At 44.7% G+C, this 21,022-nt stretch carries 20 protein-coding genes; 15 read left to right on the top strand and 5 right to left on the bottom strand.

The features are described from left to right. The first annotated feature begins 11 nt into the window (after nucleotides 1–11). From ITG09_19520 to thiM, 3 genes are read left to right on the top strand one after another with little or no spacing between them, the layout of a single operon-like run. Nucleotides 12–968, top strand: a complete 957-nt coding sequence (locus ITG09_19520) for an ABC transporter substrate-binding protein (protein UPR55113.1) — start codon at nucleotides 12–14, stop codon at nucleotides 966–968. An 8-nt stretch (nucleotides 969–976) separates the two neighbouring features. Then, nucleotides 977–1,657 (top strand): thiaminase II, encoded by a 681-nt coding sequence (gene tenA, locus ITG09_19515; protein ID UPR55112.1) that lies wholly within the window; start codon nucleotides 977–979, stop codon nucleotides 1,655–1,657. 31 nt (nucleotides 1,658–1,688) lie between these two features. Then, nucleotides 1,689–2,474, top strand: a complete 786-nt coding sequence (gene thiM, locus ITG09_19510) for a hydroxyethylthiazole kinase (GenBank protein ID UPR55111.1) — start codon at nucleotides 1,689–1,691, stop codon at nucleotides 2,472–2,474. A 162-nt stretch (nucleotides 2,475–2,636) separates the two neighbouring features. Here thiM and ITG09_19505 read toward each other — a convergent pair whose 3' ends face one another. After that, entirely contained in the window at nucleotides 2,637–4,580 is a 1,944-nt protein-coding gene (locus tag ITG09_19505) for a methyl-accepting chemotaxis protein (protein UPR55110.1), read from the bottom strand. Between the two features lie 260 nt (nucleotides 4,581–4,840). On the opposite strand from ITG09_19505, the gene thiE reads away from it, so the two are divergent. Then, nucleotides 4,841–5,458 carry a thiamine phosphate synthase gene (gene thiE / locus ITG09_19500; protein ID UPR55109.1) on the top strand — a complete coding sequence of 206 codons (618 nt, stop codon included), beginning with the start codon at nucleotides 4,841–4,843 and terminating at the stop codon, nucleotides 5,456–5,458. A 127-nt stretch (nucleotides 5,459–5,585) separates the two neighbouring features. On the opposite strand, the gene ITG09_19495 is transcribed toward thiE, so the two are convergent. Together ITG09_19495 and ITG09_19490 are read right to left on the bottom strand one after the other, a co-directional pair. Beyond that, nucleotides 5,586–5,930: a thiamine-phosphate diphosphorylase gene (locus ITG09_19495; GenBank protein ID UPR55221.1), complete on the bottom strand. Its 345-nt coding sequence runs from the start codon at nucleotides 5,928–5,930 to the stop codon at nucleotides 5,586–5,588. 389 nt (nucleotides 5,931–6,319) lie between these two features. Further along, nucleotides 6,320–7,222 (bottom strand): LysR family transcriptional regulator, encoded by a 903-nt coding sequence (locus ITG09_19490; GenBank protein ID UPR55108.1) that lies wholly within the window; start codon nucleotides 7,220–7,222, stop codon nucleotides 6,320–6,322. Nucleotides 7,223–7,360: 138 nt separating this feature from the next. Here ITG09_19490 and ITG09_19485 point away from each other — a divergent pair, with 138 nt between their 5' ends. The 5 genes from ITG09_19485 (at nucleotide 7,361) to ITG09_19465 (ending at nucleotide 12,680) form a co-directional block, all read left to right on the top strand. Beyond that, complete coding sequence (locus tag ITG09_19485) at nucleotides 7,361–7,789, top strand: PACE efflux transporter (protein ID UPR55107.1); 429 nt, start codon at nucleotides 7,361–7,363, stop codon at nucleotides 7,787–7,789. 179 nt (nucleotides 7,790–7,968) lie between these two features. Then, nucleotides 7,969–8,958, top strand: coding sequence for a helix-turn-helix transcriptional regulator (locus ITG09_19480; GenBank protein UPR55220.1), 990 nt, complete (start codon nucleotides 7,969–7,971; stop codon nucleotides 8,956–8,958). Between the two features lie 277 nt (nucleotides 8,959–9,235). Beyond that, nucleotides 9,236–10,615 (top strand): amidohydrolase family protein, encoded by a 1,380-nt coding sequence (locus ITG09_19475; GenBank protein ID UPR55106.1) that lies wholly within the window; start codon nucleotides 9,236–9,238, stop codon nucleotides 10,613–10,615. Nucleotides 10,616–10,696: 81 nt separating this feature from the next. Further along, a complete protein-coding gene (locus ITG09_19470; GenBank protein ID UPR55105.1) occupies nucleotides 10,697–11,356 on the top strand; it encodes a DUF3299 domain-containing protein in 660 nt (219 codons plus the stop codon). Between the two features lie 103 nt (nucleotides 11,357–11,459). Then, entirely contained in the window at nucleotides 11,460–12,680 is a 1,221-nt protein-coding gene (locus ITG09_19465) for a carbohydrate porin (GenBank protein UPR55219.1), read from the top strand. A gap of 97 nt (nucleotides 12,681–12,777) precedes the next feature. Here the strand turns inward: ITG09_19465 and ITG09_19460 are convergent, their stop codons facing one another. After that, entirely contained in the window at nucleotides 12,778–13,257 is a 480-nt protein-coding gene (locus tag ITG09_19460) for a hypothetical protein (protein UPR55104.1), read from the bottom strand. A gap of 379 nt (nucleotides 13,258–13,636) precedes the next feature. Between ITG09_19460 and ITG09_19455 the strand changes: the two genes are divergently transcribed. Together ITG09_19455 and ITG09_19450 are read left to right on the top strand one after the other, a co-directional pair. Continuing rightward, on the top strand, nucleotides 13,637–14,641 hold the full coding sequence (locus tag ITG09_19455; GenBank protein UPR55103.1) for a Solitary outer membrane autotransporter beta-barrel domain: 1,005 nt from the start codon (nucleotides 13,637–13,639) through the stop codon (nucleotides 14,639–14,641). A gap of 118 nt (nucleotides 14,642–14,759) precedes the next feature. Further along, nucleotides 14,760–15,821: a sensor domain-containing diguanylate cyclase gene (locus ITG09_19450; protein UPR55102.1), complete on the top strand. Its 1,062-nt coding sequence runs from the start codon at nucleotides 14,760–14,762 to the stop codon at nucleotides 15,819–15,821. A 28-nt stretch (nucleotides 15,822–15,849) separates the two neighbouring features. Here the strand turns inward: ITG09_19450 and ITG09_19445 are convergent, their stop codons facing one another. Then, nucleotides 15,850–16,845 carry a helix-turn-helix domain-containing protein gene (locus ITG09_19445; protein UPR55101.1) on the bottom strand — a complete coding sequence of 332 codons (996 nt, stop codon included), beginning with the start codon at nucleotides 16,843–16,845 and terminating at the stop codon, nucleotides 15,850–15,852. 158 nt (nucleotides 16,846–17,003) lie between these two features. On the opposite strand from ITG09_19445, the gene ITG09_19440 reads away from it, so the two are divergent. From ITG09_19440 to ITG09_19425, 4 genes are read left to right on the top strand one after another with little or no spacing between them, the layout of a single operon-like run. Beyond that, nucleotides 17,004–18,125, top strand: coding sequence for an HlyD family secretion protein (locus tag ITG09_19440; protein ID UPR55100.1), 1,122 nt, complete (start codon nucleotides 17,004–17,006; stop codon nucleotides 18,123–18,125). Continuing rightward, on the top strand, nucleotides 18,115–19,134 hold the full coding sequence (locus ITG09_19435; GenBank protein ID UPR55099.1) for a DUF2955 domain-containing protein: 1,020 nt from the start codon (nucleotides 18,115–18,117) through the stop codon (nucleotides 19,132–19,134). Before ITG09_19440 ends, ITG09_19435 begins: the two co-directional genes overlap by 11 nt. A 24-nt stretch (nucleotides 19,135–19,158) precedes the next feature. Continuing rightward, nucleotides 19,159–20,259, top strand: a complete 1,101-nt coding sequence (locus tag ITG09_19430) for an AI-2E family transporter (GenBank protein ID UPR55098.1) — start codon at nucleotides 19,159–19,161, stop codon at nucleotides 20,257–20,259. Beyond that, nucleotides 20,260–20,916, top strand: coding sequence for a two pore domain potassium channel family protein (locus ITG09_19425; GenBank protein UPR55097.1), 657 nt, complete (start codon nucleotides 20,260–20,262; stop codon nucleotides 20,914–20,916). It begins immediately after the preceding gene. Nucleotides 20,917–21,022 lie beyond the last annotated feature (106 nt).

Here is a 21,022-nt window from a genome sequence, read left to right as displayed (position 1 = left end):
AAAGGTTAACCGTGAAAAATACAAAATTGATAGGTGCAGTGGCACTGCTTGCTTCATTGGTTTCAGGCCATGCATTGGCGGATTCTGAACAGAAGAAACTGACATTGATGTTGGATTGGTTTGTGAACCCGAACCATGGCCCGATTGTGATCGCTCAAGAGCGTGGCTACTTTGCTGACCAAGGCTTAGACATTGAAATTCAAGAACCAGCAGACCCAAGCACGCCAGCAAAATTGGTCGCGGCTGGTAAGGTCGATTTAGCGGTAACTTACCAACCAAGCTTAACCATGGATGTGGCAGCGGGTCTTCCTTTAGTTCGTGCATCAACCCTTATCGCGACGCCACTGAACACACTAATGGTATTGGATAACGGCAAGAACAATTCGCTAGCGGATCTGAAAGGCAAGAAGATCGGTATCGCGATTGCAGGTAACGAAGAAGCAACTATTGGCACTATGCTAGCGCAAGAAAATGTTGCATTTACCGACGTGCAAACCATCAATGTTGGTTGGGCACTTTCATCTTCGTTAGCATCGGGCAAGGTAGATGCAATCTGGGGTGGCTTACGTAACTTCGAAACTAACCAATTAGCACTTGAAGGCTTTAAAGCAAAAGCGTTCTTCCCAGAAGAGCACGGTGTTCCTGCTTATGATGAGCTTATCTTTGTGGCGAATGCAAAACAGCACGACGATGAAGCGATCAAAGCGTTTAACAAAGCATTAGAACAAGCAACGACTTACATTGTGAACCACCCACAAGAGTCATGGAGCGAGTTTGTGGCGTATTCACCAGATACGTTGAATAACGAGCTTAACCAACGCGCATGGAATGACACGCTGACTCGTTTTGCACTTCGCCCTTCAGCGGTTGATCTAAAACGTTACGACGATTACGCGCAGTTCATGTTCGACAAAGGCATTATCAAATCACTACCAAAAGCCGCTGACTACGTGCCGACTTTTGACTAAGGAATCTCATGAAATACCAAGACTTAATCCAAGCCTGTCTGCAAGATTGGCAAGACTACACAGAGCATGATTTTGTTAAAACGCTGGCAAACGGCACGCTCGCTCAGCCGTGTTTTCTGCATTATTTGAAGCAAGATTTTCTGTTCTTAAAACAGTATGCCCGCGCTTATGCATTGGCGATCTACAAAGCTAAAACATTGGCTGATATGCGCCGTGCACTGCCAAGTGTTCATGCACTACTAGATTCTGAAATATCTCACCACGTGACTTACTGTGGTCAGTGGGGCTTAACCGAATCTGACCTAGAAAACGAACCGGAAGATTTCGGTACAGTCGCTTACACGCGCTACGTTCTAGATGCGGGTATGACGGGTGATCTTGTCGATCTTTATGCGGCACTGGCTCCGTGTTCAATTGGTTACGCTGTGATCGGTAAAGCGCTGTTAGAAAGCAGCGATACCGTTTTGGAAGGCAACCCATACGCAAGCTGGCTGCAGCTTTACGGCAGTGATGAGTTCCAGTCTGGCGTAGCAACGGGCGCGGAATACTTCAACCAGCTGCTTGCTGAAATTGATATCAACAGCGAGCGCGGTCAGAACATTGTTCATATCTTCAAAACCGCAACGCGTATGGAAGTGGCTTTTTGGCAGCAAGGGCTGAACGCTCTTAATGATTCTCCAGCTGTTTAAAGTGACTTCTAACGAATAAGGATTTATCCCCATGCTTACTGAACAAATAATTCAATCGCTACGCTCAGTACGAGAGCAAAAACCACTGGTTGTGAACATCACTAACTACGTCGTGATGAACAATACGGCCAATGCATTATTGGCGATTGGTGCTTCTCCTATCATGGCGCATTCACAACAAGAACTGGCAGAGATGATGTCTTTCTCTGGCGCTTTGGTGATTAACATCGGCACGCTCGACAGTGTTTGGACGCCAAGAATGTGTTTTGCTGTTGAGCAAGCGAACGCGAACAACAAGGTTGTGGTTCTTGATCCTGTGGGTTGCGGTGCTAGTACGCTGCGTACTGAGACTTCTCGTGAAATCGCACGCTTAGCTGACAAGTTGATCATTCGTGGTAACGCGTCTGAGATTATCGCGTTAGCGGGCGAGCAAGCGCAGAGCAAAGGCGTTGATGCCCTAGATAGCAGTGATGCAGCATTAGGCGCAGCGCAATGCTTAGTCGCTGAATACGGTGCGAATGTGGTGATTTCTGGTGAGACAGATTACGTTGTCACCAAAGACAGCGTTGTTACGTTAAATAACGGTCATCCAATGATGCCGTACGTGACCGGCATGGGTTGTACCCTAACGGCATTGACGGGCGCATTTGCTGCTGTGGGTGATGACAGCGGTTTAGCGGCAGCTGCGGTATTAGGCGTGGTTGGTGAAATCGCAGCTGAAAACTCACGTGGCCCAGGTAGCCTGCAAATGAACTTGCTTGATGAGTTGTATCAATTAGACGAAGAGACGCTGATTCAACGTCTGAAGATTCAGTAGATTCAAACCAAGTTCTTAGCTTGTTAGTTATCTAATTTAAATTATCTCGTTTACTAAAAGGCTCCCGACACATATGTGTCGGGAGCCTTTCTATTATTGCTTCAGAAGCGTGCTAACTATATTGTCGAGCTAGCCATTTCGTTAGACTAGCAACAGGCTTCGTTAGGTTCTAAATCGATTCACTTGGCTTTCTAAGTGGTGAGCAACTTCGGTTAAGTCACTCGCTGCACCAGAAATACTGCTGACTGACTCTTGGTTGCTCTGTGCAATGGTATTAGCACCTTGCGCGTTTTCACCTAGTGACTTGGTCAAGCAATCCTGCTCATCCACCGATACTGCGATTTGGCTGTTGGCCTGATTCAAATCTTGGATGTGTTGATTAATCACATGTAAGTTCTGAGAAGCTTGTTGTGCCTGAGTTGAAGCATCCGAAACCGTGCTGTGGCTGACCTTAATGGACTCTAAGGCATCTTTAGCACCACGTTGTAACGAAGTAATGAGTTCATCAATCTGGCTTGCAGAATCTTGGGTACGCTTAGCTAAGGTTCTTACTTCATCGGCAACTACTGCAAATCCACGACCTTGTTCACCCGCACGCGCAGCTTCAATCGCGGCATTCAATGCCAATAGGTTGGTTTGCTCAGATACGCCTTTAATTACTTCAAGAATGGCACCAATGTTCATCGACTCTTTGTGTAGGTCGGTCACTTTTTGGCTACTGACCTGCATGCTTTCATCGGCGCTGCCAATCTCATGCAGTGTTTTGTCTACTTCTTTGAGTCCCATCGCCACATTCTCGGTTGCTTGGTTGGCAACTTGAGAGGCGTGGTTAGCACTTGCAGCAATTTCTGAAGTGCTCGAAGCCAATTGACCAACGGCAGAAGAGATATTGATCATTTCACTGTTCAATTGTGTTGCGTTGGTCGAGCTGTTATTGGTCACTTGATTGAGTGATTCAGACATCTCACCAATGCGCACACTAGAGCGGTTCACTTGGCCAACAATATCGCGCAGAGATTCAATGGTGATCTCCATATTAGTCAGCAGTTCGCCAATCTCGTTCTTGCTCTCGATGTTCACTTCAACATTCAAGTTGCCTTGAGAAAGCTCATTGGTGATCTGTTTAACCTGCGCGATGCCTTTGGTAATAGAGCGAGTTACCAACACGGCACTCGTCATGCCGATAACCAAAGCGACACCCGTTAGCAAGATGATGATTTGAATCGAGCGCTTTTCACTGGCTTGCAGTTCTGGTGTTAACGCTTGTTTCTGTTGTTCTAGAATGCTCTGAGCATCGGCTACCGAAATCGCTAAGCTATCACCAATAGAGGCGAGGCTAGCGGTTCTTTGGGTGTTCTCAATCATCTGTTGATGAACTTGCTCAAAGCCTTTTGCATACGCTTCGCGTTGGTTCGAGAAGTCTTCGATCAGCTCACTTTGATAAGGCGATGACTTGAGAGACTCAATGTCGCCTTCAATACCTGGTAGCGCGTATTCAAAGATATCTTTACCCGCTTCATAGGTTTTAAGGTCGTTGTTGTTTGAGTAACTGAGTACGGTGATCTTGGCTGCGAGGAAGTTCTCCATCAACATACCGGCATACAAGCTCGCGTTTGGATCGTTGTTATTGTAAGACTCATACAACAAGCTCTGAGCCGCTTTCAGTGCGTTGGTCTCTCGTTTGACCATCTCAACGTTGACCAGTTGGTCAATGAGCAGCTCACTCTGTTTCATTGAACCATAAGCCACATCAAAGGCCGCCACGCTGTCTTGCACTAACTGCAGGCTAGCTAGGCTATCGGTGTTGCTGGTGGTTTGGATTAGATTGTTCAGCAGTTCATCAATCGCAAGTTTGCTTGATTGATAATTCGTTTCGTACTGTTCATCCAATGACTCTAAGTAACGTTCAGAAGCTAACCGCATCTGAAGAAAGTGCACTTGAATGTTGCCTGATAATGTCGCTTTTTGGCTGAGTTCACTGTATTGGCTAAAACCGTTCGACAAGGTTTGAATACCTTTGTAACTCACAAAGCCTGAAATGACGAAAAAGAGCAAGCAGATGGCATAACCCAGCTTGATCTTGAGCGCTATAGAAAGGTGGCGCATAACTATCCCTATATTGACCTGATTCCTTCACAGGTTAGTATTTCATAAAACGGTGTGTTGGGCATACTCAAAGTGAATAGTTTGTGTGAAAAGTAACGATTTAGTTAGCTAATTCAGTTTTCACTATCATTTCAATAAGTTGCATATTTAGTGGCGCACGTTTAATTGAGCCGATTTAGTATTAACGTCCATGCACATGATGCGATTTGTCGGTAAAATGGTACAACGTCAACTTTAGACATCGACTTCAAAGGTACGAAATGAACCCTTATAAGCTCTACTTAGTAACGGATGACCAACAAGATTTAGAAATGCTTAAGTTCGTAGTTGAACAAGCGGTTGCGGGTGGCGTCACTATGGTCCAAGTAAGAGAAAAACATGGGGACGTAAGAGCCTTCATTGAACGAGCACAAGCGGTTAAGTCCATTTTGACTGGCTCCGGTGTTCCGCTTATTATCAATGACCGAGTGGACGTAGCATTGGCTGTCGACGCTGATGGTTTGCATTTAGGGCAATCGGATATGCCTGCAGAGTTAGCACGTCAGTTGATTGGCCCTGATAAGATTCTTGGGTTATCGATTGAAACTGAACAGCAGCTACAAGAAGCCGATAGCTTGCCGATTGATTACATTGGACTCAGTGCGCTTTTTGCCACACCGACTAAGACGAATCTAAAGAAACATTGGGGTTATGAAGGCATTCAAATGGCTTTGGAAACAACGAAGTTGCCGATTGTGGGTATCGGTGGAATTAACGAGTCGAACATTCCGCAGTTGGTTAAGACAGGCATTCATGGGTTGGCTTTGGTGTCAGCGATATGTCACGCTGAAAGCCAGAAACAAGCGACGCTGGATTTGTTATCTCTGATGGGAGATTGAAGGGAGTAGAACTAGAAAACAAATGAAGTTGGTCATCTGTTTTCTAGTGAAAGCACAAGCACAGAGTCGTGCTAGATGTGCTTATCGATAGAGTATTTAAGGTGCTCTATCTGACACATCGTTTGGTCTATTGAATGCAAAGAGCAACCGTGCCGATGATCATAAGAACAATTGCAGCGTACCAACCGTATTGTGCGGTTTTATCAGCAACAAACACCTTAATGTAGTTGATCTCTTCATGCGCCATTGCGATGAAGTCCGTGTAGTTAATCGACAACTCACGGCTAGCTTCTTTCAGGTCTTGTTGAAGCTTGTTGAAAGACTCATCGATGAAGCCCTTTGTTTCCGAAGCAGGCGGAGTAGCAGTTAATGCTAGGCTATTCCAAACCGCCATACGCGATTCATATTCGCTTTCACTGACACAATTAAGTACGCGTAAATCATACTCTCGTTTGTTACGCTCTTTACCCATTTTCTCAGGGCAAATATTTCTTAAAACGTTCACGACAAATTTTCCAAAAGGTTCATTTAGATATAGAAAAGCACTCAAAGAGCACTCATAAACTGGGGCGAATTAAATTCAAAAAGTGATCTATTAGAAACCGATATAAGCAACTGCTAGGTAGAGCGCTTAATCTGGGAGATTTGAAGTTGGGTCAGTGGTGTTAAAGAGCGATTTGGGTCTGTCTATATTCGTTTGAAAAGACAAACCCGTTGGGATCGCAGTGTAGTTAGGTCACTTTGGGACATCAACTAGGGTGTTTTATCCAGACGACAAAGATATTTATCGGCACGATGAGTGGAAATGAGGTAGTCGAGGCGCAATCATTACCAACCTCGACTCTAAAAATGGGTCAGCTTTTAGTTTGCCTGCCATTGATTGTATTGCAGTGAGTAACCTTCTAATTTCTCAATCAAGCTGGTCAGCACTGGCCCATTAATGTGGCTACGCGACACCAAGCAACCGACAGGGGTTATCCAACCACCATGCTCGTGTGCCACTGGCAGAGCAACCAAGTCACCTTTTTGAATGCCTTCCATCACCATCATTTCAGGCACATTTGCCCAGCCAACGTTTTGCTCAACGAGATCAATAATCGTCTTGTGGTTGTTGGCATACCAGAGCATTGAACTAATCCCGTAAGTAAACCACAGTTCGCGCTGTTTTGAACTGCGATGCACACATTGGCGGTAGCGCTTGAGGTCTGAGTCTTGTACTACGGACATTTGACTCAGTTCGTGAGTGGCCGAGCTGACAGTTAGGAAACGTGCTTGGCCAAGTAAGAAAAAGTCCATATCTACCTTAAGCTCACCATCCGCATAGATAATGCCTATCTGTGCTTTTCCGCGTCTTACTAGGTCTTCAACATCGAAGGTTGAGGTCGTAATAATATCGAAATGCGTGATTGGGAATTGATCGGCCAGTGAGCTGATTATCTTAAGGAAGTTTTTATCTATGATGCTTTCATCAACCGCAATGATCAGCTCATGTTCATCTTCTTGAGTCAGTGATTCGACTTTTTGATCGAAGTACTTTTGTTGGTCGAGAATTGACTTCGCTACAGGTAATAACGCTTTCCCTGTGTTGGTCAAAACGGGGATGTTTTTCTCTCGGTTAAAAAGCTCTTGGTCGATGGCTATCTCTAGGTTGGCGATCGACTGGCTGACGCCGGATTGAGCGCGTTTCAGTTTGCGCGCGGCCGCCGAAAAAGAACCACTTTCACACACAGTGACGAATACTTTTAGTTGCTCAAAACTGTACATGCTATCTCTCGCTCAATACTAAATGGGGTGATAATTCTCAGGCTATCACTATTCGTGATGGCTGTTAACTTTCTCTTATTATTTCAGGTGACATAATCTCGACCAATCCAACACGTAATAGATTATTTAGAGGAATGTATGAGTACGTTAGAAAGAGTGTTTCACTCTGTGTTATTTGAAGTATTGGCCGTAACACTTTCCATTGTCGGCTTAGCGATATTTACCGATCACGATGTGAATGCCTTATCAGGAACCATGATAGTTGTTGCGAGTATCGCGATGATGTGGAACTACTGTTTTAACCGCATTTTTGATCGCTATTTCACGGGGGAAAAATCACAGCGTTCGCTCAAGTTACGTGTTTTTCATGTCGTATTATTTGAGGCCGGCTTGCTGGTGGCGACGATCCCGGTGATGGCGTACTTGCTCAACATCGGGATTTGGCAGGCATTTTTGATGGATATCGGCGTGACCATTTTTATTACTATTTACGCGTTTGTATTCAACCTGATTTACGACCATGTTCGAGCGTTTTTGGTGCATAGAGCCAATCTCGTAGTTCAGTAACCTGCTAAGTCAGTAAACGCTAGTTTGGCTACTAACCGATTGTTTATTCGTTATTTTGACGGAGGTATTCGGTTAGTAAGCCTAGGTCACTCGTCATTTATTCTGCTATCTTCAATAAGGTGATAATTTGAGTTCGTGAAAGAACAGATTAAGAGGAAAGGATGCCGAATACCCCTCAAATGACGGTTGTAGACAAGAAAGAAGTGGAGCTGTTTGCTGAACTGTTCAAACATATCGACGGTGAAATCTATACCTTGCTACGCAATGCCAAAATCCCCAATGACATTCTCACCAGTAGCGACCATTACGAGTACCTCCCTGAGACCACCATTAAAAACGTGGTCAAAATTATGGGTGAGTCGGCGTCACGAGAAGAGTTTTCACTGTTTATGTGGAGCTTTTGCAAACAAACCTATGTGCCAAGGTTCGTCGCTAAACTCAGTCATCAGGATTCGCTAAAGAGCGCGCTAGACCAATTTGGTGAGCAGTTGAAGCTCGTATCCAATGGTGCGAATGTCTATACCAAGCCATCCGGAGGCAAGTGGTGGTTGGTTCGCGAGAAGCCATTTACTAACGCACCTTGGTTTAAGTTCGCTGAACTGTTCTCTGTTATTTTCATTAACGAGCTACTTTCAGTATTAACGAAAGGTCGTTGGAAGCCGTCTGAGGTCGGAATTCAGAATGGCGACCTCGAATGTTTTCAATCTCTACCACAAATGGGCAGTGCTCAGTTTTATACGCATAGACCGGTCACAGCTTTTGAGATCCCTGAAGAAATCATGCTTGCGCCTATCGTGTTGTCAAAGAGCGGCCATACACCTGAACTAACCACGCCTCTACCCAGCTCATTTCTGAGCGCATTCAAACTTGTGATTAAACCTTATCTCACGATGGGGAAACTCCCAATTAGCTTGGCATCTGAAATTCTGAATATTCATGTCAGAACCATCCAACGCAGACTAGAAAACGAAGGTGTCGTCTATAAAACCTTGATAGAAGAGATGGTGCTCGAGCAGGTTTTGGAACTGCTCACGCAGTCGGATTTGTCGATTACTCAAATAGGCACAAAGATGGGCTACGCTGACTCCTCTCATTTTACACGTGCCTTCAAACGACAGATGAACATGACACCAAGACAGTATCGAAAAGAGCGGCTACAACAACGCTAATAGAAGTTGTAGCCGAAATAACGACTGTATCGAAATCATTACGTAAGCAGGACTTGATCCGCATAATTAATCATTGTCACCAAATGGCCATTTTTCAACATTGAATACTGTCAGTATCACTACTAAGTTATTGAATGTTGATGAGTTGTTTTATCTTGTTGTTTGCGAGTGTCGCGGGTAATGAAAAACACCTTTGAAACCTCATAACACTCATTAGTAGTTACGGAATCGTTATGGGAAGTGGATTCCACTCATTTATGGATAACAAGGTGTAAAAATGAAAAATACTGGTTTAAAGCTCTCTGTTGTTGCTCTTTCGTGTTCATTTGCTCTTTCTGCAAATGCAGCATCAACGCTATTTACTAACGTCGATGTGTTCAATGGTACGGAAAACAAATTGTACGAAGATCATCACGTACTGGTTGAAGACAACCTGATCAAGCAAATCTCTGCGAGCCCGATAGAGGCTGGCGAAGCTGAAGTGATTGATGGCACAGGCAAAACGTTAATGCCGGGTTTAATCGAAGGCCATGGTCACCTGTTGCTGAATGGCGGTAATCTAAGTGACCACGAAAACAACCGTACGATTGAAGAACTGGCTGCTCGAGCAACAGTGAACGCTAACGCTGTGTTTCAATCAGGTTTCACCACGTGGCGTGATGCTGGTGGCTTGAATACTGGCTTACGTAAAACAATCGATTCTGGCATGTTGCCGGGCCCACGACTTTACACATCAGGCGCATTTATTGGCCCGACGGGTTCGCATGCCGATTTCAGTAACCTAACCACGGCTAACCAACACTTCTTTGGTTCATCGACCAGTATGGCTCGAAATAGCGTGAGCTTTAATGCCGATGGTATTACAGAAATCAAAGCCGCTGCTCGTCAAAACTTCAAGCAAGGCAATACTCAAATTAAGATCATGTCATCGGGTGGTGTTGCTTCGTCATTTGACCCTTGGCAACTGAATGCGATGTCTGCGGAAGAAATTGAAGCCGCCGTGGAAATTGCTGATGCATATGGCTCTTACGTGATGTCTCATGCTTACAGTAAAAAAGCGATCATGCGTAATTTGGATGCGGGTGTTAAAACGATCGAGCACGGTTTCATGTTCGATGGCGATATCGCCGACAAGATGGAAGATAAAGACGCTTACATTACAACGAACATGACAGCATTCTCACCTTACCTGACGCAGATTGAAGCGATCAACTCGAACCCAGCTTCTAAGCGAAAAGCGGAGTCGGCAACCAAAGCGTTCAAGGACTACATCTCGAACGTCAACAAGTACCAACCTAAATGGGGTTTCCACACGGACTGTGTCGGTGACGTGGTTTCTTGTATTAAGCAAACCGACCACACGATCTTCCTTGCGGGTAAAGAGTTAGGTAACTTCTTCACTCTGAAAGGGATGACATCGGTAAACGGTGAGATCGTTAAGTTATCTGGCGTGATGGACCCATACCCAGAGGGTAAGTTAGGCGTGATTGAAGCGGGCGCATACGCCGATATCATTATTGTTGAAGGCAACCCACTTGAAGACTTGTCAGTGATTGGGGCAAACGAAAAATGGTTTGATGCAGAGCCGCGCAGCCCTGAAATCGATACCATCAAAGTCATCATGAAAGACGGCAAAGTCTACAAAAACACGCTGTAACTCAGTTCGACAACTCAGTTAAAAATTAAGCTTTAATGGGTGACCTATTTGGGTAGGTCACCTCTCTTCAAGGTGTTCCTTATGCAAAAAATGCTTTCTCTTATCCTGTCGGTGGTATCACTGACGACCGTTGCTTTTCCTACTTTTTCTGAAACAGCGATGAATCTTGAGTGGCAAGACCTGAACTCAGAGTCTCACGAAATGAAAGTAGAAATGCCGGATCTCACCGATCAACAAACGCGTCTATTACAAGGTGTGATAGCAATGAGTGCATCAGAGGAAGAGCAAGCTCAACAACAGGCTTTATTATTGAAACAAACGCTAAAAGAGCAGGGCGTGGACGCAGACGAAATGATCGCACTGCGTGATGAATACATGCAAACCATGAAAGCAAACGCCGAAGCTATTACGACAGAGTTTGATGGTAAGAAAGTACGAGTTCCCGGTTTCATCGTTCCACTAGAGTTCTCAGAGGGAATGACTGCAACAGAGTTTCTTTTAGTGCCTGTGGCGGGTGCGTGTATCCACATGCCGCCACCACCTGCAAACCAGATTGTGCGCGTGTCTTTCCCTGAAGGCTTTCAGGTACAGAACGTTCAGTACCCAGTGTGGGTTGAAGGTGACTTTAGCTCGAACAAAGTGACTGAAGAGGTCTTCCTCGTAGATGGCAAAAGTAACCTCACCATGGGTTATGAAATGAAGGCTTCGATGATTGAAGACTATTATGAAAAAGAAAATTAATGCTTGTCATCAAATGACAATTTTCAATGTGAGCAATGAATAAAATAGAACTAACTCAAAATGCATTGGTGACAAGATGAATTCAAGATTATCTAAAGTGAGTATGGCTGTGATGGTGCTAGCAACCTCAATGAGCCCTGCGGTATATAGCGCAAACTTCGAAGGTCCAGATTCTGTTGAAAATACAATTTCAAAACAAAAAGATCAGCAACTGGGTTGGCGTGAAAAGCTTGCTGCAGATGGTTTTACATTTGGTGCGGATTACTTTGCTTTAGGCCTTGCTTCTGGAGATGGCGTTGGTGGCGATAGCGTTAATGCATCTTCGGGTGTGGCACGACTATACGGTTCATGGCATCTATTGGGGAATGGCACACAAAACTTAGGTAGCTTGGTTTGGAAGGTGGAACATAGGCATGCTTATGGCAATACTTCGCCAAAAGAGTTTGGGTTTATAGGTTCAGACCAAATTGGATATGTAGGTATGATTGCTCCAGCTTTCAGTGACCAAGGTTTTCGAGTTACGGACTTAAACTGGAAGCAAAAAATCAACGATGGTAAAGGCACTATCGTTGTCGGTTGGCAGGATGTGACGAACTATGCAGATGTATACGCTCTAGCAAGCCCTTGGTCTGGTTTTACGAACTTAGCATTCTCGACAGGCTCAGGTGCGATGGGTTTACCTGACGATGGTGTACTTGCTCTTTCTGCTGGACATATGTTGGGCGAGAATTTTTACGTAGTCGGTGGCATTGCCGATGCAAATGGTCAGTCAGATGATATTTTCGATGGCTTTGATACCGCTTTTGGTAGCGATGCATCTTACTTTACGACACTAGAATTAGGTTGGACCGCTTCGCAAGAGCAGATCTATACCGACAACTTCCATGTGACTTTCTGGGACTTTGGTGACGATACTCGCCATAGTAACAGCCTTGCAACTGAAGGTGGTTCAGGTGTTAATTTCTCATGGAGTCAGTTTATGACTCCGCAAGTGATGCCGTTTATTCGCGGTGGTTTCTCAGAAGGGGATGTAGCCCTTTACGATAAATCGATTTCCGTTGGTATGGGTTACTTTGGATTAGGAAAACCGACCAACAATTTAGGCGTAGCGTTGAACTGGGCAGAAGTGAATGGTGATTCTTTTGCAGCTGATGCGAAAGCAATAAGCGGTAGCACAGAACAATGGACAGCTGAGATCTATTACAACATGCAGTTTGGCGACCATTTCCAAGTAACGCCTGACATTCAGTACATCAAAGATCCTGCATTTTCAACTGAGAGCAGTGCTTGGGTGTTTGGTATTAGAGCGAGAGTCTTTATCTAACCACGCGAATCTTTATCTTGTTTTGGCTCAAAGGCCTAACGTAAAAAGTGAGCCCTTGTTGGCTCACTTTTTTGTCTTCGGTTCTATTAAACCTTGTCTAATCGAGCGCAGCGGCTTTTTCACTCTTCTGTGTGTCATCGAGTGCGAAGTAAATTTTAGAAACAATCACTTCGGCAATCAGAATCGTAAACACCACGGCAAAGAAGGCGACCACACCGTTCCAAGGGCCAGTGAAATCGACTTTGTCGCCAAATAAGATGTTGATCGCTTCTAGCATCACGAACTTTGAACCGACCAGAATTACGTAGCTAGACAAGCCTCTATAGATCTTAGGCGCAGTCCCCGGTTTGGACTTGAAGTAATCTGCGAGTTTGTGTTCTAAACCGATAGAGAGTTTGAGCAACAGCTGCAGCAAAATCGCGGCAGCAAATGAGATGGTGAATGACTCGATATTAACGAAGTCCCAGTATTCATCAAAAAAATTGAGAACGGTTAAATCAACGAGAACTGCGAGTGTGTAGCCGACAAAGAGTCGCTGGGGCGTATTAAATCCATATACTTTTTCAATATTGCTCATCTACTTCTTCCTGAGTAAGGGTTATAAAAAACGTAGGAGATAAATATAGGATATTCAAACGCTTATTGCTCAGTATGCGAAACAGCTCTTAAAGTGCGCGTGGCGCATTATGGTAAGTATCCCGATCAAGATTGATTCAATATGAGTTCTCGAATGAGTTCTCGGACGAGTTTTCGGCATGAGCCTAAGATTTAAACAGAGGTAGATATGATTATTCACTTTAGAATCCAAGACGTAGAAGAGCTTTGGGGCTCAATAGATTTGGCGACACTCTTACAAACTGAACTGAGAGGGGTATCAAACACACTATTAACTGTCTGATTGAAATAGTTAAATTACCAATTACACTTGAAGCATAAGTTTGAATGGAGTCAACTTAATGCTTTCACCCCAATCGTTATATCCCCCTTCTATTGGTTTACTTTTAACAGGCCTTATTTCTTCCCAGGCCTATGCATCTAATGAGGCGATTCAACATCGCTTAGAAAAGATATTCGCCGTTTCAATTGCGCTGACTGACAGCGATGCCGTCTCTATTGGTTTTGTGGACTTCGACCCTAACTCGTTCATCAACCTAAATGACAGTGGTTTTGGCTCCGATAAAACCATCGACACTCGAAGCCAAGTCAGTGTCGGTTCTATTCCTTATTCTTCCGTGATTAAAACCGATGATCCTGACTTAGATTTGATTTGGTCGGTGCGAGGCTCTTATGCGCTCTCTGAGCAGGATATTGAGATTTCATCCGATGTCACATCAGACCGTCGAGCTAACCCCAATAAAGACTCAGTATTGGGCCTGTATGGCTTTTTCGGCGCTCAAAGCCATTTAAACCAACATTGGTCTATCGTTTATGGTTTAGGCACTCACTTGCTCTACTACCGCAATAAATACGAATATAAAAACAGCTACTCTCAAGCCTTTCAATCTCAGCTCGATGGATACGCGTTGAACACTTCTGCGTGGGCTTTAATTGGCGAGCCGTCGGTCAAACTCAAATACCTACAGAAGCAAGAATGGGGAAGTTGGAATGTCTCATCAAGAGCGCGTTATTTCTATGGAACAGGCTGGGGGGAGGCCAATGATGGCGATATCAGTAACCCTGAAGGTTTGCGCTTTATCAATGAGATTGAATTCAGACAAAATGTGGCATTGGATGCTTGGTCGTTAAAGAACCCTCAGATTCACTATAACCTGCGAAGAATCGACGTCGCAGGGGATCTTACCGACCCACTCGATACCCACTATTACTATGAGTTTGGTGCAGGCTTAGTGTTCGATGTGCCTTACGATTCTTACTTCTTTGATAATTTCGGTGTAGGGATTAACTTCAATTACGGCAGTTCGCTCAGTGGTGGCAGTTTGCTCTTCTTACTCAATAACTAGCATAAGTTGTTGATCTTCAAAGTACTCATATAATTTGAATTTGTATGTGTCGTAAAATGGTAAATATTGTTTATAAAACTTAGTCATTATAGCGCTCTGTCCATCACCCGAGCACATTATGAACAAGTTGAATTTTGACCGCAGAGCCCCGTTGTACGTGGTGTCTGCACTTGTCCTAAATACTTTAGTTAGCTTGTGGTTGCTGAGCATTGCTTCTACCGCAGCTATGGTTTTTTCTGTGTGCGCGTTGTTCCTTCTTAGCACACTGATCACCGCACGCCTGTATCGACACGAAATGACTCAGAGCCAAAACAGCTTGTCTGAGGCGATCATTGATGGTGTTGCCGGTTTTATTATTCTCGACAGTCAGTTAAGAATAATTCAGGTTAATCAGCAGTTCTCTAGAGTCTCTGGTTATGCATTTGACCAAGTCGAAGCGCGTCCTATTTCTGACCTCTGCTTTATGAACAACAGTGTCTTGATATCGACCATTGCCACTTCGCTTAAGCAAAATCACAGATGGAAAGGTGAGCTGAGTGGTGTCAGCCGACTTGGTGAACATTTTACGGTCAACGTGGTTGTCGAAAAGCTCACAGAGTTATTGCCGAATAACGAAAAATACGTGGTCACTTTTACCGACATCAGCCGACGCAAGATCTTAGAGCGTCGATTAAGAATGCTGGTGGAAACAGACTCCCTCACAGGCTGTTGGAACCGACGTCGTTTCGATAAAGATCTAAACCACTACTCAAACCTCGCGGAGCGTTACGGTTACACGCATTCTTGTCTCGCGCTGATCGACTTGGACCACTTTAAATCCATTAACGATAATCACGGCCATGACCAGGGTGACGCGGCACTTAAAGAGGTCGCAGAACTATTGAGAAACAACAGTCGTGATACTGACATTGTGGCTCGTGTTGGTGGTGAAGAGTTTGCCATCTTAATGCCAGAAACCAACTTGGCCGATGCGTTTGAAGCCATGTATCGATTGAAAGAAGTGATTACCAAAGGCACGACCTTGAACCTAACCGTGAGCAGCGGTGTGTCTGAAATACAGGCGCAAGCTGAAGCGACCTATCGTAGTGCGGATAGGGCGCTTTATCGTGCCAAAGGGAATGGTCGAAATAGGGTGTGTAGTTCGAATTCAGGCATCCCAGCTCCGATTGTGCTTGGGTAATCTATTTAGCTAACGAACTTAACGGTGTCTAAGCCGATATCGAGCGTTGGTAAATCTTCGGAGTAAGACCAGACACCCGTTTAAAGGCTCTCGAGAAATGCGAGATGTTGGTGTAACCCAGTTGGCTAGAGATGTAAGTCAGCGTGTGACCTTCTTCCATTAGCTCACAGGCTACAGAAAACATCAGATTCTCTTTGATTTTTCGGTAGGTGGTGTTTTCGTTTTTAAGCTTACGCTGAAAGGTTCTTACCGAGAAATTAAGCAGCTCTGCGGCCTCTTCAAGTGAGAGGTCTTGCTCTTTCATGTAAGGCTTAAGTAACTCATAAACGCTGTCAGTAAAGCTTGTGTGCCACTCAATGATCGCGGGCTTATTGCTTAAGTCTTTGGCGGTGAGACGAATGGGAAGCTGTAGGAGCTCATCAGGGATCATCACCGCGGTTGAACTGTGGTCGATGAACAGTTGGCAATTGCTCGGAACAAGTGTTTTGACGATGTCGGTGTCATGTCCTTGCAAACGTATCTTGGTAGGTTGCCAAGGTGAGTGAGACAGAATCGTGATTAGCTCAATGATGTAGGTGATGGCAAATACTTCGCCCCATTGGAACATCGATGAAGGCTCATCAGGCGATGTTCGGCAAAACCAGCTTTGGCCATGTTCAACAACGAAATCGACACTACTGCCGGGCGAGTCATAAGAGAAGATCGTGTTGATGTGTTTTAACGAGTCGCCAATGGTGTCGAACTCGGTAAATTGATGCAAGACGTATGGGATGATTCTTCGTCTGAACGCAAGACCAAGTACATCCGTAAATCGAGAAACGCCCAATTGTGATGAGGTCAGATAAATCAATCGTTTGATGGATTCCGACGGCACAAAGTCACTTTCTGACTCAATAAGATCAGGTGGTAGGCCCGAGTCTTCGAGCAGTTTGTGTAGGTCTAATCCATAGTCAGTAAAAATTTGGACTAAGATCTTGGCGTAACTGGTTTGTATAACGGGTACTTGATAAGAGCTGTTGGCCATGATCAATCAATCCTTGTGCATTGATACATAATTGGACGTGCATATCATTTACGACACTTTGTTTAGTAAATCTAACCCTATTTACTTGAGTTTTCCATGGTCAGGTTTATTTTTAAGATATTAATTTTGTTGATGTTAGTTATTGAGAAGGGAGTTCCATGTCTGAAGTTAAAGGGAACAAGCAAGACGACAATGAAGAAAGTAGCCAACCAGAGAATGGCAAGGATAAGGTAAGAAAGGTAACCAACTACCTGCTTGGGTTTGTGGCATTTACGCTGCTGTTCAGCATTGTTGCTGATCGAATTATACCCATCACCGATAATGCCCGCGTGAAGGGTTACATCGTTCCTATTAAACCTGAAGTGTCAGGCAAAGTGCTTGATATCTTAGTTAAGCCGAATCAATTGGTTAATCAAGGTGACACACTCGCGATTCTTGATGAATCTGATTACCGAATTGCGGTGCAACAAGCCGAGCAAAATCTTGAGATTGCTGGGCAGAATGTCGGTGCTCAAACCGCCAACATCGCTTCTGCACAAGCTAAATTAACTTCTGCTCTGGTTGAGAAACAAAACACTCAGCTCCAAGCGAAACGTGTTCTGGAAATGGCTGAAAAAGGCGTGATGTCTAAGTCGGACGCTGATGAGGCTAGAGCTGCGTTAGCAACTTCTCGTGCTGGCGTGACTAACGCTGAAGCGGATTTGGAACGTGCCAAGCAGCAGATGGGTAAAGAGGGTGAAGAGAACAGCCAAGTGAAAGCGGCCTTATTGGCGTTGGAACAGGCTCAGCTAAACCTTGAACGTACCGTTATCAAAGCGCCGACTCAAGGTGGTGTGTCTAACTTTAGTCTTTCTGAAGGATTCTATGCTTCGGCAGGCCAAGCGATTATGACGTTTGTCTCGACGGAAGACATCTGGATCGAAGCTTATTACCGTGAGAACAGCTTAGGCAATGTTGCGGTAGGTGATGAAGTGGAAGTCGCTCTCGATTTTGCTCCAGGTCAGATTGTCAAAGGCCGTGTCAGCAGCATCGATTGGGGTGTTGATTGGGGGCAGAACGATCAAGCGGGTAAGCTTGCTCAAGCTAGCCAACAAACGGGCTGGTTGCGCCAAACTCAAATGCTTCCAATCACCATCGAGTTTGAGCGTGACACCATGCAAGGCATGTTACGTGTAGGCGGTCAGGCAGATGTGATTGTTTATAGCGGCGATAACTTTGTTTTCAATGCGATAGGCAAGCTTTGGATTCGATTTATTAGCGTATTGTCTTATGTCCGATAAGCCCGTACTAGACCAACAAACACAGCAACGGATCCTGCGGTATACCGTCGGGGTCACGTTGGCTGTATTTTTGGCGGCGTGGATTAACTGGCCACTTGCGTTCGTTGCTCCAGTGTTCACCGCTAAGTTCTTAATCGATAAACCTAATCTGCACAAAGAAACGGTCTACGAACTGTTGTTGGCGGTGGTTGCCACCATGGCGTTAGGTTTGTTGTTGTCTCGTGGTATTACACATTATCCCATCCCGTTGCTGGTTTTAGTGGGGCTGATGATGCTGTGGGGCTACTACTTGTTTGTCGATCCAAAGTGGAATCTGTTCGCCACCATACTCTTGATTGCCGTGTTGATGCTGCCATTCATGGCCATTGATAATCCGGGCGTGTCGGTGTTATTGGCATCTGGTTTGGCAACATCGGGTGTGGTTTCAGTGATGATCTTTGCCCTAGTGCATGTGTTCTTTCCTGAGCCTAAATCGGAGTTTTCAGGTTTCGCGACTGCGCCACTCGAAAAGAAACAACGTTGGTATGCAGCCTTTAGAGCGATGATTATCTCGTATCCTGTGGTGTGCTTTTTCTTTATCTTTCAGATATCTGAAGCACTGCTGACTATGATGTTTATCGCGTTGTTGTCGTTAATGATCACTTCAGAAAAGTCTGTAAAGCTGAGTGCGTTTCTCGTCATCAGTAATGGTATTGGAGGCTTGTTGGCGATTGCTGCTTTTTCAATCCTTTCTATTGTTCCCAATATTGTCTTCTATTCTTTATTTATAGGACTTATCGCCATTCTTATGGCTACTAAGATCTATACCGTTCCAGAAAAAGCACCGATTTTCGCCACTGCATTCAGTACTTTATTGGTACTCGTAGGAAGCACATTGATGAGCTCAGGCGATATCGACAGCAACACATTCATACGTATATTCCAATTAGTGTTAATTGGAGTTTATATGATTTTGGCTTCACTCTTCCTTGAAACCAGGAATTGGAAGTTTCTACAAAATCAGCCCTAATTTTTGCCCTAACAAGGACGTCTCATGAAGTTAACCGATGATTTTTCAAAACAGGCGATTGATGCCGCAATAAAAATTGCAGCCATTGCCATGCTCGTCTATTGGTGTTTTTCAATTCTGCGCCCATTCATTCTGTTGGTAGTGTGGGGGGCAATCATTGCGACTGCGCTTTACCCAGTGACAGTGGCGATTTCAAATAAAACCGGGATGTCGAAAGGCAAAGCCAGTGCATTACTGAGCTTTATTGGTGTGCTGTTGCTACTGATTCCACTGGTGGCGCTTTCATCTGGTATCTATACCAGTGCATCGGACCTAATGACAGGGCTACAAGATGGCACTTTGTCCCTGCCTAAACCGAAAGAATCTTTGCAAGACATTCCGTTGATTGGTGAAAAAGTCTATGCGGCCTTGGTTCACGCATCGTCCAACATAGAAAGTGTGTTCATCAAGTATGCGGAAGAACTGAAGATATTCGCGACCAAAGCAGCGTCGGTTCTGGGTTCACTGGGTGGTGGCTTCATTCAATTTATCATCTCGACCATCATTGCTGGTGCGTTCATGAGCAACGCCGATAAATGCCAAATGGGTGTGACTCACTTGGTAGCACGCTTAACAGACGGTAAAGGTGAAGAACTGGTACAGCTTTCTAAATCGACCGTTCGTAGTGTTGTACAAGGTGTGATTGGTGTTGCTGTGATTCAATCTATGATGTCGGCAATTGGTTTGGTGATTGCGGGCGTACCTGCTGCTGCGTTTTGGGCGTTGGCGGTATTGTTAATTGCAATCATACAACTTCCACCGATTCTTGCTCTGTTACCAGCCATTATCTACATGTTCAGTGTTGAATCGACGCTGGCGGCAAGTTTGTTCTTAGTGTGGTGTATTTTGGTGAGTGGCAGTGACGCTATCTTGAAGCCTGTACTGCTAAGCCGCGGTTCTCATATTCCAATGCTGGTTATTTTATTGGGTGCGTTGGGCGGGATGGCGATGTCAGGCATTGTCGGTTTGTTTGTTGGTGCTGTGATTCTGAGTTTGACCTATGAGCTGATGATGGCGTGGCTTGGGCTTGAAGAGAAAAACCAAGAAGAAGCTGAGATAAACAAAGCAGAGACAGAGGAGAAATAGATGAAGGCAGTCTCGAAAGACGACAACTTCTACTTCTTATTCTATGCACTGTTGGTGTTGTTTTTTGGTTGTGCGGTGATGCAGCAGTTTTATCCGCAAGGCCAAAAAACGATTCTATTTTTGATCATTATTACCTTAGCGGTTTCGATTGTCGGCATTCATAAAGAGCGTTCTTTGTATCGCTCTTGGTATGGGTTGTTGTTGATCACCGCATCGGTGTCGGGTGTGTTTTCGTTCTTAGAAGGCTACAACTTGTCTATCGTAACGTTAACTGCGTTGGCCATCTTTCTGTTTTCACATATTTATTCGGCGTTAAGGCAGGTAATACAAGCGAAAACCGTCACGCCAAATCATATCATCGGGTCCATCTGTATTTATCTGTTGTTGGGTTTTGCGTGGTCGACCATCTACTTGTTGATTTTGGAAATCTTTCCCAATGCATTTAATGGCTTAGAAGAGCAAATTTGGCTAACGAACTTGTTCAATGCGATGTATTTCAGCTTCATCACTCTGACTACGGTGGGCTATGGTGACATTTCACCTGCTTTGCCTATTGCTCAGTTTTTTGTATTTATGGAGTCGATCATCGGCAGTTTTTACTTAGCAATTATGGTGGCGAGCTTGGTGAGTATTCGACTCGCTCAATCTCAGTCTTAATCGATCACATACAAAGAAGCCCGGCAATTGCCGGGCTTCTTTTGTTTTAGGCGGTTCAAAGTCAAACGTAGCTTTGAGATTGAGCTCGCTATGAGCTACGAATCTT

Source organism: Vibrio cyclitrophicus, from assembly GCA_023206055.1.
Lineage (GTDB): Bacteria > Pseudomonadota > Gammaproteobacteria > Enterobacterales > Vibrionaceae > Vibrio > Vibrio cyclitrophicus_A.
Note: the sequence above shows the minus strand (reverse complement) of the source record. Positions and strands in the feature narration are given on the sequence as shown.

Bases quoted from the DNA above. Each gene is read 5' to 3' on its own strand.
- tenA (UPR55112.1), top strand. From the start codon at position 977: ATGAAATACCAAGACTTAATCCAAGCCTGTCTGCAAGATTGGCAAGAC.
- thiM (UPR55111.1), top strand. From the start codon at position 1,689: ATGCTTACTGAACAAATAATTCAATCGCTACGCTCAGTACGAGAGCAA.
- ITG09_19505 (UPR55110.1), bottom strand. From the start codon at position 4,580: ATGCGCCACCTTTCTATAGCGCTCAAGATCAAGCTGGGTTATGCCATC.
- thiE (UPR55109.1), top strand. From the start codon at position 4,841: ATGAACCCTTATAAGCTCTACTTAGTAACGGATGACCAACAAGATTTA.
- ITG09_19495 (UPR55221.1), bottom strand. From the start codon at position 5,930: ATGGGTAAAGAGCGTAACAAACGAGAGTATGATTTACGCGTACTTAAT.
- ITG09_19490 (UPR55108.1), bottom strand. From the start codon at position 7,222: ATGTACAGTTTTGAGCAACTAAAAGTATTCGTCACTGTGTGTGAAAGT.
- ITG09_19485 (UPR55107.1), top strand. From the start codon at position 7,361: ATGAGTACGTTAGAAAGAGTGTTTCACTCTGTGTTATTTGAAGTATTG.
- ITG09_19480 (UPR55220.1), top strand. From the start codon at position 7,969: ATGACGGTTGTAGACAAGAAAGAAGTGGAGCTGTTTGCTGAACTGTTC.
- ITG09_19475 (UPR55106.1), top strand. From the start codon at position 9,236: ATGAAAAATACTGGTTTAAAGCTCTCTGTTGTTGCTCTTTCGTGTTCA.
- ITG09_19470 (UPR55105.1), top strand. From the start codon at position 10,697: ATGCAAAAAATGCTTTCTCTTATCCTGTCGGTGGTATCACTGACGACC.
- ITG09_19465 (UPR55219.1), top strand. From the start codon at position 11,460: ATGGCTGTGATGGTGCTAGCAACCTCAATGAGCCCTGCGGTATATAGC.
- ITG09_19460 (UPR55104.1), bottom strand. From the start codon at position 13,257: ATGAGCAATATTGAAAAAGTATATGGATTTAATACGCCCCAGCGACTC.
- ITG09_19455 (UPR55103.1), top strand. From the start codon at position 13,637: ATGCTTTCACCCCAATCGTTATATCCCCCTTCTATTGGTTTACTTTTA.
- ITG09_19450 (UPR55102.1), top strand. From the start codon at position 14,760: ATGAACAAGTTGAATTTTGACCGCAGAGCCCCGTTGTACGTGGTGTCT.
- ITG09_19445 (UPR55101.1), bottom strand. From the start codon at position 16,845: ATGGCCAACAGCTCTTATCAAGTACCCGTTATACAAACCAGTTACGCC.
- ITG09_19440 (UPR55100.1), top strand. From the start codon at position 17,004: ATGTCTGAAGTTAAAGGGAACAAGCAAGACGACAATGAAGAAAGTAGC.
- ITG09_19435 (UPR55099.1), top strand. From the start codon at position 18,115: ATGTCCGATAAGCCCGTACTAGACCAACAAACACAGCAACGGATCCTG.
- ITG09_19430 (UPR55098.1), top strand. From the start codon at position 19,159: ATGAAGTTAACCGATGATTTTTCAAAACAGGCGATTGATGCCGCAATA.
- ITG09_19425 (UPR55097.1), top strand. From the start codon at position 20,260: ATGAAGGCAGTCTCGAAAGACGACAACTTCTACTTCTTATTCTATGCA.